Raw genomic sequence first — 13,875 nt, forward strand, 5'->3', positions numbered from 1 at the left:
GCTTTTTTTCTAAAAACGCTTTGTTCTTAGCAAGAATTTTTAATTACTTCATCAAATGCATCGCGCCGGAAATACTGCACCCATAACAACAACGGGAAGCAGACACTATGGCACTATCATCGCGTATCACACTTATTACCGCACTGGCACTGGCGGCATTCCAGGCCCAGGCGGTCAACGTCACCGTGGCGTATCAGACTTCCGCAGAGCCGGCGAAAGTCGCCCAGGCGGACAACACCTTTGCCAAAGCGAGCGGCGCAACCGTTGACTGGCGAAAATTCGATAGTGGCTCGAGCATCGTGCGGGCGCTGGCTTCCGGCGATGTACAAATCGGCAACCTCGGTTCCAGCCCGCTGGCGGTTGCCGCCACGCAGCAGGTGCCGATTGAAGTGTTCCTGCTGGCGTCAAAGCTCGGAAACTCTGAAGCGCTGGTAGTGAAGAAGAGCATCAGCAAACCGCAGGACCTGATCGGTAAACGCATTGCGGTACCGTTTATCTCCACAACCCATTACAGCCTGCTGTCGGCGCTCAAACACTGGGGCATTAAGCCGGGCCAGGTGCAGATTATCAACCTGCAGCCGCCGGCGATTATTGCCGCCTGGCAGCGTGGAGACATTGACGGCGCCTACGTCTGGGCCCCGGCGGTGAACGAACTGGAAAAAGAGGGCAAAGTGCTGACCGACTCATCCCAGGTGGGGGAGTGGGGCGCGCCGACGCTGGATGTCTGGGTGGTACGCAAAGATTTTGCCGAGAAACACCCTGAGATTGTGAAAGCCTTTGCCAAAAGCGCGATCGATGCCCAGCAACCGTACATTGCCAACCCGGATGCGTGGCTGAAGCAGGCGGATAATATCAGCAAGCTGTCGCGCCTGAGCGGCGTGCCGGATGCCGATGTTCCGGGGCTGGTAAAAGGCAATACCTATCTGACCGCCGCTCAGCAGGCTCAGGAGCTGAATGGTCCGGTGAATAAAGCGATCGTCGACACCGCCAGGTTCCTCAAAGAGCAGGGTAAAGTCCCGACGGCCGGCACCGACTACAGCCAGTACGTAACCGACCGTTTTGTGAAGTAAAGGAGGCCACGATGCTGCAAATCTCGCATCTTTCCGCCGACTACGGCGGTAAACCGGCGCTGGCGGATATCAACCTGACGCTGGACAGCGGCGAACTGCTGGTGGTCCTGGGGCCCTCCGGCTGCGGTAAAACCACGCTGCTGAACCTGATTGCCGGATTCGTGCCTTATCAGCACGGCAGCATCACCCTCGAAGGCCTGCGGGTAGAAGGACCGGGCGCCGAGCGCGGCGTGGTCTTTCAGCATGAAGGGCTGCTGCCCTGGCGCAACGTACAGGATAACGTCGCGCTGGGACTCCAGCTGGCGGGTGTGGATAAAGCCGCGCGCCGGGAAACCGCGGCGCGGATGCTGAAGAGAGTGGGACTCGAAGGGGCGGAAAAGCGCTTTATCTGGCAGCTCTCCGGCGGCCAGCGCCAGCGGGTCGGCATTGCCAGAGCGCTGGCGGCAAACCCGCAGCTACTGTTGCTGGACGAGCCGTTTGGCGCGCTGGATGCCTTCACCCGCGAGCAGATGCAAACCCTGCTGCTTAACCTGTGGCACGAGACCGGCAAGCAGGTACTGCTGATTACGCATGACATTGAAGAGGCCGTATTTATGGCCACCGAACTGGTGCTGCTATCGCCGGGGCCGGGCCGGGTGCTGGAGCGGCTGCCGCTGAATTTTGGTCGCCGCTTTATCGCCGGCGAGTCCTGCCGCAGCATTAAATCTGACCCGCAGTTTATCGCACAGCGTGAATATGTCCTGAGCCGGGTATTTGAACAACGGGAGGCCTTCTCATGAGCGTGGTGATTAATGACAAACCACAGCCGCGGACGCTGAAGTGGCGCTGGCCGCTCTCCCGCCAGCTGACGCTGAGTTTCGTCACGCTGGCGGTGCTGCTGGTTGTCTGGTGGGGCGTGACGGCCCTGCAGCTGATTAGCCCGCTGTTTCTTCCGCCGCCGCAGCAGGTATTACAGAAACTGATCGCCATTGCCGGTCCGCAGGGCTTTATGGATGCCACGCTCTGGCAACATCTGGCGGCGAGCCTGACGCGGATCGCGATCGCCCTGGTCGCGGCGACGATCCTTGGCGTGCCGGTCGGGATCGCTATGGGCCTGAGTCCGACGATCCGCGGGATTCTCGATCCGCTGATCGAACTGTATCGACCGGTGCCGCCGCTGGCCTGGTTGCCGCTGGTGATCATTTGGTTCGGCATTGGCGAAACGCCAAAAATATTGCTGATTTATCTCGCGATTTTTGCGCCAGTGGTGATGTCGACGCTGGCGGGAGTGAAAAGCGCCCAGCAGGTACGGATTCGCGCCGCGCAGGCATTAGGCGCCAGCCGGGCGCAGGTGCTGTGGCTGGTGATTTTGCCCGGCGCATTACCGGAAATTCTCACCGGCCTGCGTATCGGGCTCGGGGTGGGCTGGTCAACGCTGGTGGCCGCTGAACTGATTGCCGCCACCCGCGGATTAGGTTTCATGGTGCAGTCCGCCGGTGAGTTTCTCGCCACCGATGTGGTGCTGGCCGGCATCGCGGTGATTGCGATCATCGCCTTTTTACTGGAACTGGGGCTGCGCGCGTTGCAGCGGCGCCTGACGCCCTGGCATGGAGAAGTACAATGAGCGAACGTTTAAGCATTACCCCGCTGGGCCCCTATATTGGCGCGCAGGTTTCCGGCGTCGATATTACCCGCCCGCTGAGCGACAACCAGTTTGAGCAGCTGTATCACGCGGTGCTGCGCCATCAGGTGGTGTTCCTGCGCGAGCAGAACATCACCCCCGAGCAGCAGCGGGATCTTGCCCTGCGCTTTGGCGACCTGCATATTCATCCGGTTTATCCCCATGCGCCGGGCGTTGATGAGATTATCGTTCTCGATACCCACGACGATAATCCGCCGGATAACGATAACTGGCACACCGATGTTACCTTTATTGCGACGCCGCCTGCCGGGGCGATTCTCGCGGCAAAAGAGCTGCCTTCAACCGGCGGCGATACTCTGTGGACCAGCGGCATTGCGGCGTATGAGGCGCTCTCTGAGCCTTTGCGCCAGCTGTTAAGCGGCCTGCGCGCGGAGCATGATTTCCGTAAATCGTTCCAGGAGTATAAATATCGCAAAAGCGAAGAGGAGCATCAGCGCTGGCTGGAGGCGGTCGCCAAAAATCCGCCGCTGCTACACCCGGTGGTGCGTACCCATCCGGTGACCGGCAAACAGGCGCTGTTTGTCAATGAGGGGTTCACCACCCGCATTGTCGACGTGACGGAAAAAGAGAGCGAGGCGCTGCTCGGCTTCCTGTTCGCCCACGTCACGAAGCCGGAGTTTCAGGTACGCTGGCGCTGGCAGCCGAACGACGTGGCGATTTGGGATAACCGCGTCACCCAGCACTACGCCAACGCCGATTACCTGCCGCAGCGGCGCATTATGCATCGGGCGACGATTCTCGGGGATAAGCCCTATTATCGGGCAGGATAATCAACATTAGCTTGTAGCCCGGCTAAGACGCAGCGCGCCGCAAGCCGGGAAAGGCTTTTATGCCGATTTTTGCGCGTCCAGATGTACCCCAATATAGCGCTGATAGCGGTTGGCCTTCAGATAGGTCAAATCCACCAGCACCAGACCATCCACGCAGTTGTTGAAATCCGGGTCGCTGCCGAAATCGATAAACTGCACGCCGCCCGGCTCGCAGACTTCCGAGTACTGCTTATACAGCGGCGGGATCGCGCAGCCGAGGTTGCCGAGCAGGGATTTCAACCGCGCCAGGTCGTCGTTGTAATCTTCCCCGCCAAACTGCGCCAGCACATCCGGCAGTGAGGCAGGATACGGGCGACGGGATTCCGCCAGCGGATGCGTCGCCGGGAACCACAGACGGTAGAATGCCACCAACAGATCGCGAGCCGCGGGCGGCAGGCCACCGGAAATGGAGACCGGGCCGAACAGATAGCGATAGTGCGGGTAGCGCGCCAGCCAGGCCCCGATGCCGCACCACAGATAATCCAGCCCGCGACGCCCCCAGTAGCGCGGCTGAATAAAGCTCCGACCCAGTTCAATCCCGTGGGTGAGGATATCCTCCATCCGCGCATCGTAGTGAAACAGGCTGTAGCTATAGATCCCTTCCAGGCCGCGTTTTTCCAGCTGCATGGCGGTAGGCATAAAGCGATAGGCACCGACGATTTCCAGGTCCTCTTCGTCCCACAGAATCAGGTGCAGGTAATCGTCATCATAGCCGTCGACATCGCGGCGTTTGCCGCTGCCTTCGCCGACCGCGCGAAAGGCAATCTCGCGCAGGCGACCCAGCTCGCGCAGCAGCGGCGCATCTTCCTTGCCGCCGCGCTGCCACAGATAGATGACTTTGCCATCTGCCGTGCGCCCAAGGCACTCCGCCTGGCTGAGTTCGCGCTTAAGCAGGGCGCGATCCTCGGGACGCGCAATTGCGCTTTCCGTTTTAAACCCCCCCGGCATCCCTTTGCCCAGTCGCTCAACGTGACGATAGACGCGATCCGCCAGTTCGCGCGTAGACGTTTGCGCGCTGTACCATGAGGACCAGGCAATTTGTTGGCCGATAGCGATCGGCAGGCTGCTGTTACGCCGGCGGAACATTTGCTGCATCAGCAGCAGCAGAGGAAGATTGTCGGAGAGCAGAGTGCTGGCATAAAACAGCGCGCTGTTGTGCGCCCGGATCCATACCGGGAGCAGCGGGGCGCGGTACCTGGTTGCCAGTTTGATAAAGCCAGAGTGCCATTTTTTATCGCGGATCCCCCGGCGCGTCAGGCGCGAGACTTCTCCCGCCGGGAAAAAGATCAGTACGCCGCCGTTCTGCAACTGGTGATCCATCTGTTGTAGCGCGGTTTTGGCGGTACGGCCGTTGATATTATCAACGGGAATAAACAGCGAGCTCAGTGGTTCAAGATGGGTTAACAGGCGGTTAGTCACCACTTTGACATCGCGGCGCACGCGGGAAACGGCATAGAGTAGCGCAAGGCCGTCAAGCGTGCCGGTGGGGTGGTTAGCGACGATCACCAGCGGACCGTGTTCAGGGATTTGTTCCAGATCGTGCGCCGGAATTGCGCAGCGGATATTGAGATGTTCAAGCACCTGTTCGACCGTATCAAGCCCTTTCAGGTGGCGATGGCGAGCGGCAAATTGTTGAAACTCCTCCTCATGGAGTAATTTTTTGAGTAGTTTTTTTTGCCAGGGGGCAGGCCTCGCCTGAGGCCACAGGTCGTCGAGTACATTGTCGAGACTAAACATAGCGCTTCCTCCTCCGTCCTGCCCAGACAGTAGAAGGTGCAGATGTCGCTCAGATTACAGTTGAGTGAAGATTTGGGGCCGGCGCAAGTCCATTGCCCCGGCTGCGGCTGGCGCCTGGCCCGGGTTACCGGAGCCCCGGTAAGCGTAGCGCCACCGGGGGAATGACTGGGAATTAACGCAGGATTTTCTTTTCAGCCAGATCGAGGGCGAAGTAGCTGAAGATCAGATCGGCACCGGCGCGCTTAATGGCACCCAGGCTTTCCAGCACCACTTTTTCTTCGTCGATAGCGCCGGCCTGAGCGGCAAATTTGATCATCGCGTATTCGCCGCTCACCTGGTAGGCGCCGAGGGGCAGATCGCTGCGCTCGCGGATATCGCGCAGAATATCAAGATAGGCACCGGCCGGTTTGACCATCAGGCAATCTGCGCCCTGGGCTTCGTCCAGCAAGGATTCGCGAATGGCTTCACGGCGGTTCATCGGGCTCATCTGATAGGTTTTACGATCGCCTTTCAGCGCGGTACCGGCCGCTTCGCGGAACGGGCCATAGAATGAAGAGGCAAACTTGGTGGAGTAGGACATGATGGCCGTCCGGGTAAAACCGGCGGCGTCCAGCGCCTGGCGAATCGCCTGCACCTGACCATCCATTGCCGCAGAGGGGGCAATAAAATCGGCGCCTGCCGCAGCGGCAACCACCGCCTGTTTGCCAAGGTTCACCAGGGTAGCGTCGTTGTCGACGCCGTGATCGCATAATACGCCGCAGTGGCCGTGTGAGGTGTATTCACAGAAGCAGGTATCGGACATGACAATCATCTCCGGTACGGCATCCTTACTGATGCGTGACATACGCGCCACCAGGCCGTTCTCATTCCAGGCATCGCTGCCGGTCGCGTCGGTGTGGTGCGAAATACCGAAGGTCATCACCGAGCGGATACCGGCGTTGGCGATACGCTCGATTTCCCGCGCCAGGTATTTTTCCGGAATGCGCATCACGCCAGGCATGGCCTCGATGGCTTTGTAATCGTCGATTTCTTCTTCAACAAAGATCGGCAACACCAGGTCGTTCAAACTCAGTGTTGTCTCTTCAAACATGGCGCGCAGCGCAGCGGATTGACGCAAACGGCGGGGGCGAGTGATTAAATCTGTCATGGTTTGCCTGATTTTGTGAAATGAAAGAGCGCAGTATACCTGAGTTTGCGTACGGGTGTTTTACGAAAGTGGCTCAAAAGTGGCCCGTGCAAGGGACGGCGATAATGAGAGTGTGAATCTAATAGGTGTGATGAATTAAACATACTAGCAGGTGATATTTTTATTTTTTTTGCATGTGTTAACTATTGATGAATTTATTGACTTTTGAAAAATATTGAATCTTATTCCGATTTATTCATTGGGTTTTTGTTTTGGGGTTTAAATATTAATTTGTTGTATGGTATGCCTGCTTCTTTTTAATTAACTGAAATTATTTGTTTTTCTTTTTTAAACTACCGGCTTGTATCATGAGATTATTGTCCGGTTTCGGACTTTAGGTGAAGAATAATTGAACCTTTCTCTGGTGATACCGCATAATCGTTGTCGCGAAGCATAATAATATTCTTCTATGCATTAATAATTGATGGATCAACGATATTACGTCCCCGAGGAGGGATGACAAATGCACCCTTGGAAAAAGAAATTTGTAGTTTCACAATTAGCATTAGCCTGCACTTTGGCAGTCACCTCTCAGGCAAGTGCTTCTACTGATATTTCTGGAACCACCTACACAACATTTAAACATTATAATGACGCAGCCTATTCTGACGGCGTTTACTATAATGGTTATGTCGGCTGGAATAATTACGCGACTGATAGTATTTATAATGGTGATATTTATCCGGTAATTAATAAAGCTGTCGTCAATGGCGTGATCTCTACTTACTATCTGGATGATGGGCTTGCAACCAACACCAATAGCAATAGTCTGACCATTAAAGACAGCACAATTCATGGGATGATCACCTCTGAGTGCATGACTACCGTTTGTGTAGATCGCGATGCTACCGGTTATGTTTATGACCGTCTGGCGCTGACCGTTGATAACTCAACCATTGATGATAACTATGAACATTATACCTATAACGGTACGCATGCTGATGGCACCGTAGATACCCATATTGTTGACGTTTATGACCTTGGGACGGCTATTACGCTGGATCAAGAGGTGGATCTGGTTATCAAAAATAACTCCCATGTCGCGGGTATTGACCTGACTCAGGGTTATGAGTGGAGAGATACTGACGATAATACTGTCAGCACGGGCGTCGACAGTAGCGAAGTATTTCATAACGCAATCAATGTGATGGACTCTACCGTGACGTCAGGTTCATGGTCAGATGAAGGCACCTCTGGTTGGTTCGGTAACAACAATAATGCCAGCACTTATAGCGGTACCGGTTTTAATGCCGATGATATTGCGATCTCTGCCGTCGCAAATCCGCATGCGGATAACGCGATGCAGACGACCGTTAACCTCACAAATTCTACCCTCATGGGCGATATCCTGTTTTCCAGTAATTTTGACGAGAATTTCTTCCCGAATGGTGCGGACAGCTATCGTGATACCGATTCTGCGGTAGATACTAACGGTTGGGATGGTACTGACCGTATGGATGTCACGTTAAATAACGGCAGTAAGTGGGTAGGGGCAGCGATGTCCATGCATCAAGTAGATTCCGATGGCGATGGCGTTTATGACAGCTTTGCTGTGGGTACTGAAGCAACTGCAACGCTGCTTGATATTACCGCGAATAGCCTCTGGCCATGGTCGACTTATGGTATCAATAACAGCGACACGGCCTATGATGAAAACGGCCATGTCATTGGCAACGAAGTCTACCAGAGTGGTCTGTTTAATGTGACGTTGAACGGCGGCTCGCGCTGGGATACTACCAAAACTTCTCTGATTGATACCTTGAGCATCAACGGTGGTTCTGTCGTGAGCGTAGCGGATTCCACCCTGGTTTCTGACACGATCTCTCTGACCGGCGGTTCTGCGCTGAAAATCAATGAAGATGGCCATGTAGCGACCAACGCACTGACCATTGATAATAGTAACGTAACGATTGCCGATGATGTCTCCGCTGGCTGGGGCGTGGATGATTCCGCACTGTATGCCAACACAATCAATATCACTAACAATGGTATGTTGGATATGGGCAATAGCACGGCGTACGCGCTGCAGGCCGATACGCTGAATCTGACCAGTGCGACGGATACACACGGGAATGTGCATTCTGGTGTGCTGAATGTACATAGCAATAACTTCGTGCTGAATGCCGATCTCACGAACGATCGTACTAATGACACCACCAGGTCTAATTACGGCTACGGCACAATCGCGATGAACTCTGATGGTCATCTGACCGTGAATGGTAATGGTGACGCCGACACGTCTTTCGACCAGTCCGAAGTGGATAACGCAGGCGACAACGTTGCGGCCGCAACCGGCAATTACAAGGTTCGTATTGATAATGCGGATGGTAAGGGTTCTATTGCTGATTACAAAGGTAAAGAGCTGGTTTATGTTAACGACAAAAACAGCACTGCCACCTTTTCTGCGGCTAACAAAGCCGATCTCGGTGCTTACACCTACCAGGCTAAGCAGGAAGGCAACACCGTTGTTATGGAGCAGAGCCGGCTGACCGACTATGCGAACATGGCGCTGAGCATCCCGTCTGCCAACAGCAATATCTGGAATCTGCAGCAGGATACCGTGGCGACTCGCCTGACCCAGTCGCGTCATGGTCTGACCGATAACGGGGGGGCCTGGGGAAGCTACTTTGGCGGTAGCTTCAACGGTGATAACGGCACTATCAGCTACGATCAGAATGTTAACGGCGTCATGGTGGGTCTTGATAGCAAAATTGACGGTAACGATGCTAAGTGGATCGTCGGTGCTGCGGCGGGCTTTGTGAAAGGCGATCTGAGCGATCGTAGCGGTCAGGTGGATCAGGACAGCCAGACGGCTTACCTCTACACTTCTGCTCATTTTGCAAACAACTTTTTTCTTGACGGTTCTGTTAACTACTCTCACTTCAACAACGAACTGTCGGCCAACATGAGTAACGGCCAGTACGTTGACGGCAGCACCTCTTCAGATGCCTGGGGCTTTGGTCTGAAGCTGGGCTATGACGCGAAGTTGGGTCATGCTGGCTATGTGACGCCGTATGGCAGCATATCTGGTTTATTCCAGTCTGGTGACGACTATCGCCTGAGCAATGGCATGAAAGTGGGTGGTCAGTCTTACGACAGTATGCGCTATGAGCTGGGCGTTGATGCGGGTTATACCTTTACCTACGGTAATGATCAGGCGCTGACGCCTTACTTCAAACTGGCCTATGTGTATGACGATGCCAGCAATCACGCTGACGTAAACGGTGATTCGATCAATAACGGTACCGAAGGTTCTGCGGTTCGTGTTGGGCTGGGTACGCAGTTCAGTTTTACCCGCAATTTCAGCGCCTACTCGGATGTTAGCTATCTCGGCGGTGGTGATGTGGATCAAGACTGGGCCGCTAACGTGGGCGTTAAATATACCTGGTAAGATTATTTACAGTGAGAAAAACATTGTAGATATTTAATCGAAGACTATGCCCGTCAAGGATTTGACGGGCATTATTGTCAGGAACGTATCAATGTTATCGCTGAGTAAACCGCTTGATGCATTTGGTCAGCTAGATCAATACTTGTCCAGATATGGCACTCACTTCGAGTTTTGTCGTGAAAAACAGATTATATTTGTTAATGATATACATTGCGCCGAAACGGTTGTCATTCTGGAGGGCGTGATTTCTCTGCGTAGAAACGAAAATATACTCATTGGCATCGCCCAGGCTCCTTTTATTATCGGGTTGGCTGATGGCGTGATGAAAAATGAGATCCGATATCAATTAATGACGGAAGGGAAATGTAAGGGTTACCACCTTCCTTCTTCACAAGCGCTTAAAATAGTTGAACAGAATAATTTGTGGCGCGACGCATTCTGTTGGTTGGTATGGCATAGTCGTATTATGGAACAACGCGATTTACAATTGATTGGTCATAATTCCTATGAACAAATTCGGGCGACGTTACTGTCGATGATTGACTGGGATGAAAAATTGCGTTTTCGTATTGGAGTGATGAATTATATTCATCAAAAAACGCGTATCTCACGCTCTGTCGTTGCCGAAGTACTTGCCGCCCTGCGCAAGGGCGGATATATCGAGATGGATAAAGGCAAACTGGTTAGCATCAACCATTTGCCTTCAGATTATTAATTCGGTCGCGAGAATAAATCAGGACTCAGGGATTGACGCCGGCTGTCCGCCGCTGAGCTCGCTGACCAGATCGTTAATACCGTTGCTCATATTACTAAAGCGGGTCAGCGATGAACGGGTGACCACCACAAAAGCGCCGATATTGGCCTGCGGGTTCATGGCCATATAGGTAATGAATCCGCCGCCGCCGCCGGTCTTTTGAATAATCCCCGGTTGGCCATTTTTCGGCTTCATATAGACCCAGCCAAGACCCAGGGCGTCAGCTTTGCCCGGCACATCCATACCGATAACCCGTGTTAGCTGGCTACGTTGATAAATCAACGTCTGCATACGGTCAGCCTGCTGCCCGCGGGTGTAGAAATCGGAGGAAAGGAACTGCTGCATCCAGCGCATCATATCGCCCGGCGTCGAGTAGACGCCGCCGCTGCCGATCGCTGCCAGCGTATTGTTGCACGGGCTGGCGCCTTTCTCGGCGACCATCAGACGGCGGCACTGATCCGGTGAGGGGGTAAAGGTGGTGTCTTTCATACCCAGCGGCCGGGTGATTTGCTCTTCAAATAGCTGCGGATAGGGTTTCCCGGCAGCCGTAGAGAGGGCGTCTGCCAGCAGATCAAACGCGAGGTTGGAGTAGGCGGCCTGCGACCCCGGGGCTGCTTTCAGCGATGCTGTCGACAACCACGACCAGCGATCCTGGCGCGTTGGCCAGACGAAGACCGGACGATGCGGCGCACCACCGGGCTGTTCGCGCGGCAGCGCGCTGGTGTGGGTCGCCAGGTTGACCAACGTAATCGGCGTGCCCTGATACGTCGGCACCCGGGCACCCGGCGGCGCGTATTTACTGAGCGGGTCGTTGAGCTTCACGACGCCCTGATCGAGCATTTTTACCAGCATCTCGCTGGTCATCAGTTTACTCAGCGAAGCAATGCGGATAACCGAATCCAGCTGCGGATGCTCATTGTTGCCCGGACGCGTTTCGCCAAAGCTGCGAAACACGCGCTGGTTGCCATCAATAACAACCAGCGCCATGCCGGTGGCACCGCTACCGTAATAGATATGGTTGGCGTAACGATCGACTACATTGGCGGCAAATTCCGGGTCAACGATCGGTTGAGCTGCCTGGACCGATGTCCATGACGCCGCACACAGCGCAGCAAAAATAAGCAGACTACGTTTCAACTGGGGTATCCATAATGATAAGAGGAGATATAGGGCATATTTATACTACGAAGCGCGGCTGAACGAAGTGGAATAACGACAATATTTAGCAGAAAAACGTAACCGTGCGTAAAAAGGGCTTTTTTATGCTTTCGGATATCCGCTTTCCCCGGTGGGCGCGTATGATGAGCGTTTGATGTATCGGGTGACGAGAGAGAAATATGGCGGCTCAACGAGTGGTGATGGTAGTAGATATGCAAAATGGCGTCTTTGCGACGCCGCGTATTGAGCGCGAACGCTGCGTCGCGCATATTAACCGTCTGATTCGCGCCGCGGATCGCGTGATTTTTATTCAGCATGCCGAGGATGGCGGTCTGGAAGAGGGGAGCGAAGGCTTTGCGCTGCTGGCGGAGCTGGAACCCCCCGCAGACGCCCTCTATGTCACGAAAACCGCCTGCGATGCGTTCTATAAAACATGTCTTGAGCAGGTACTGAGCGAGCAGCAAATCCACCAGTTCGTGATTTGCGGCTGCGCGACCGATTACTGTGTCGATACCACCATCAAAAATGGTGCCAGCCGCGGCTATGCCATCACCGTGGCTGAGGATGCGCACACCACGGCGAACCGTCCGGCTGCGCAGGCCGCAACGCTGATTGACCACTACAACGATGTCTGGCGTACGCTAACCGTACCCGGAAATCCTGTCCGCGTGAAATCCGTAGAAACAATTCTGGCCGAATGGCAGACGAACTAAGCTGCTGATATTTGGTCTCATCATCCGACCGCCCTCCCCAGGCTGCTACAGTGATGCGGCGGGCGTCTTCGTGGTACACAGCATAGCCAGAACGATAAAGAAGTTAGCAGGAGTAGATGATGTTTAAATCTTTTTTCCCCAAACCGGGGCCGTTTTTTCTTTCTGCCTTTGTCTGGTCGCTGCTTGCAGTGATCTTTTGGCAGGCGGGCGGTGGCGACTGGCTGCTGCGTTTAACCGGGGCATCACAAAATGTTGCCATCAGCGCTGCGCGATTCTGGTCGCTGAACTATCTGGTGTTTTATGCCTACTACGTTTTCTGCGTGGGCGTTTTTGCGCTGTTTTGGTTTACCTACAGCCCGCACCGCTGGCAATACTGGTCAATTCTCGGCACCTCTTTGATCATCTTCGTCACCTGGTTTCTGGTGGAAGTTGGGGTGGCGATCAACGCCTGGTATGCGCCGTTCTACGATCTGATCCAGACCGCGCTGGCCACGCCGCACAAAGTCAGTATTAACCAGTTCTATCAGGAAATTGGCGTGTTCCTTGGCATTGCGGTGATCGCGGTGATTATTGGCGTGATGAACAACTTCTTCGTCAGCCACTACGTTTTCCGCTGGCGTACGGCGATGAACGAACACTATATGGCCCACTGGCATCACCTGCGCCACATCGAAGGTGCCGCTCAGCGTGTGCAGGAAGATACCATGCGCTTTGCCTCCACCCTTGAGGATATGGGCGTGAGTTTTATCAACGCCGTCATGACGCTGATTGCCTTCCTGCCGGTGCTGGTTACGTTGTCTGAACACGTGCCGGATCTGCCGATTGTGGGCCATCTGCCGTATGGCCTGGTGATTGCAGCGGTGGTGTGGTCCCTGATGGGGACCGGTTTGCTGGCGGTCGTGGGGATCAAACTGCCGGGGCTGGAATTTAAAAACCAGCGCGTGGAAGCGGCATATCGTAAAGAGCTGGTGTATGGCGAAGATGATGAATCCCGCGCCACGCCGCCGACGGTGCGCGAGCTGTTTAGCGCCGTTCGTCGCAACTATTTCCGCCTCTATTTCCACTACATGTATTTCAACATCGCCCGCATTCTTTATCTGCAGGTGGATAACGTTTTCGGTTTGTTCCTGCTGTTTCCGTCGATCGTTGCCGGTACGATTACGCTGGGCCTGATGACGCAGATTACCAACGTGTTCGGCCAGGTACGCGGCTCGTTCCAGTATCTGATTAGCTCGTGGACGACGCTGGTGGAACTGATGTCCATCTACAAACGTCTGCGTAGTTTTGAACGCGAACTTGATGGTAAAGAGCTGCAGCCCGTTACCCAGACGCTAAACTGATTACCGATCCCTACCCATAGCAGAGGCAGACTGAAG

General features: G+C 54.5%; 11 protein-coding genes. 8 read left to right on the top strand and 3 right to left on the bottom strand.

Going from position 1 to position 13,875, the window contains the following annotated elements:
* Positions 1 to 107 precede the first annotated feature (107 nt).
* From tauA to tauD, 4 genes are read left to right on the top strand one after another with little or no spacing between them, the layout of a single operon-like run.
* A complete protein-coding gene (tauA, locus tag BV390_RS04635; RefSeq protein ID WP_046853040.1) occupies positions 108 to 1,070 on the top strand; it encodes a taurine ABC transporter substrate-binding protein in 963 nt (320 codons plus the stop codon).
* Positions 1,071 to 1,081: 11 nt separating this feature from the next.
* Positions 1,082 to 1,849, top strand: coding sequence for a taurine ABC transporter ATP-binding subunit (tauB, locus tag BV390_RS04640; protein WP_085396650.1), 768 nt, complete (start codon positions 1,082 to 1,084; stop codon positions 1,847 to 1,849).
* Complete coding sequence (tauC, locus tag BV390_RS04645; RefSeq protein WP_032689306.1) at positions 1,846 to 2,673, top strand: taurine ABC transporter permease TauC; 828 nt, start codon at positions 1,846 to 1,848, stop codon at positions 2,671 to 2,673. Before tauB ends, tauC begins: the two co-directional genes overlap by 4 nt.
* Positions 2,670 to 3,521, top strand: a complete 852-nt coding sequence (gene tauD / locus BV390_RS04650; protein ID WP_032696575.1) for a taurine dioxygenase — start codon at positions 2,670 to 2,672, stop codon at positions 3,519 to 3,521. Before tauC ends, tauD begins: the two co-directional genes overlap by 4 nt.
* Before the next feature lie 57 nt (positions 3,522 to 3,578).
* On the opposite strand, the gene olsF is transcribed toward tauD, so the two are convergent.
* Both olsF and hemB read right to left on the bottom strand, forming a co-directional pair.
* A complete protein-coding gene (gene olsF, locus BV390_RS04655) occupies positions 3,579 to 5,297 on the bottom strand; it encodes a bifunctional ornithine lipid synthase OlsF (protein WP_032689305.1) in 1,719 nt (572 codons plus the stop codon).
* A gap of 172 nt (positions 5,298 to 5,469) precedes the next feature.
* Positions 5,470 to 6,444: a porphobilinogen synthase gene (gene hemB / locus BV390_RS04660; RefSeq protein WP_004858446.1), complete on the bottom strand. Its 975-nt coding sequence runs from the start codon at positions 6,442 to 6,444 to the stop codon at positions 5,470 to 5,472.
* 502 nt (positions 6,445 to 6,946) lie between these two features.
* Between hemB and ehaB the strand changes: the two genes are divergently transcribed.
* Together ehaB and iprA are read left to right on the top strand one after the other, a co-directional pair.
* Positions 6,947 to 9,874, top strand: coding sequence for an autotransporter adhesin EhaB (gene ehaB / locus BV390_RS04665; protein ID WP_046853039.1), 2,928 nt, complete (start codon positions 6,947 to 6,949; stop codon positions 9,872 to 9,874).
* Positions 9,875 to 9,965: 91 nt separating this feature from the next.
* Positions 9,966 to 10,589 carry a hydrogen peroxide resistance inhibitor IprA gene (iprA, locus tag BV390_RS04670; protein WP_049264575.1) on the top strand — a complete coding sequence of 208 codons (624 nt, stop codon included), beginning with the start codon at positions 9,966 to 9,968 and terminating at the stop codon, positions 10,587 to 10,589.
* A gap of 18 nt (positions 10,590 to 10,607) precedes the next feature.
* Here iprA and ampH read toward each other — a convergent pair whose 3' ends face one another.
* Complete coding sequence (gene ampH, locus BV390_RS04675) at positions 10,608 to 11,765, bottom strand: D-alanyl-D-alanine-carboxypeptidase/endopeptidase AmpH (RefSeq protein ID WP_032689302.1); 1,158 nt, start codon at positions 11,763 to 11,765, stop codon at positions 10,608 to 10,610.
* Positions 11,766 to 11,986: 221 nt separating this feature from the next.
* Between ampH and BV390_RS04680 the strand changes: the two genes are divergently transcribed.
* Both BV390_RS04680 and sbmA read left to right on the top strand, forming a co-directional pair.
* Positions 11,987 to 12,499, top strand: coding sequence for an isochorismatase family protein (locus BV390_RS04680; RefSeq protein ID WP_463669585.1), 513 nt, complete (start codon positions 11,987 to 11,989; stop codon positions 12,497 to 12,499).
* Between the two features lie 119 nt (positions 12,500 to 12,618).
* The gene (gene sbmA / locus BV390_RS04685; protein ID WP_032689300.1) at positions 12,619 to 13,839 is read left to right on the top strand and encodes a peptide antibiotic transporter SbmA; all 1,221 of its coding nucleotides are present in this window, start codon (positions 12,619 to 12,621) and stop codon (positions 13,837 to 13,839) included.
* Positions 13,840 to 13,875 lie beyond the last annotated feature (36 nt).

It is taken from the genome of Klebsiella sp. YJ (genome assembly GCF_002108615.1).
In the GTDB taxonomy this organism is placed as follows: Bacteria; Pseudomonadota; Gammaproteobacteria; order Enterobacterales; family Enterobacteriaceae; genus Klebsiella; species Klebsiella planticola.

What these genes read in the sequence shown, in the direction of transcription:
- BV390_RS04680 (WP_463669585.1), top strand. Translation starts at nt 11,987, where the DNA reads ATGGTAGTAGATATGCAAAATGGCGTCTTTGCGACGCCGCGTATTGAG.
- tauB (WP_085396650.1), top strand. Translation starts at nt 1,082, where the DNA reads ATGCTGCAAATCTCGCATCTTTCCGCCGACTACGGCGGTAAACCGGCG.
- hemB (WP_004858446.1), bottom strand. Translation starts at nt 6,444, where the DNA reads ATGACAGATTTAATCACTCGCCCCCGCCGTTTGCGTCAATCCGCTGCG.
- tauD (WP_032696575.1), top strand. Translation starts at nt 2,670, where the DNA reads ATGAGCGAACGTTTAAGCATTACCCCGCTGGGCCCCTATATTGGCGCG.
- sbmA (WP_032689300.1), top strand. Translation starts at nt 12,619, where the DNA reads ATGTTTAAATCTTTTTTCCCCAAACCGGGGCCGTTTTTTCTTTCTGCC.
- iprA (WP_049264575.1), top strand. Translation starts at nt 9,966, where the DNA reads ATGTTATCGCTGAGTAAACCGCTTGATGCATTTGGTCAGCTAGATCAA.
- tauA (WP_046853040.1), top strand. Translation starts at nt 108, where the DNA reads ATGGCACTATCATCGCGTATCACACTTATTACCGCACTGGCACTGGCG.
- tauC (WP_032689306.1), top strand. Translation starts at nt 1,846, where the DNA reads ATGAGCGTGGTGATTAATGACAAACCACAGCCGCGGACGCTGAAGTGG.
- olsF (WP_032689305.1), bottom strand. Translation starts at nt 5,297, where the DNA reads ATGTTTAGTCTCGACAATGTACTCGACGACCTGTGGCCTCAGGCGAGG.
- ehaB (WP_046853039.1), top strand. Translation starts at nt 6,947, where the DNA reads ATGCACCCTTGGAAAAAGAAATTTGTAGTTTCACAATTAGCATTAGCC.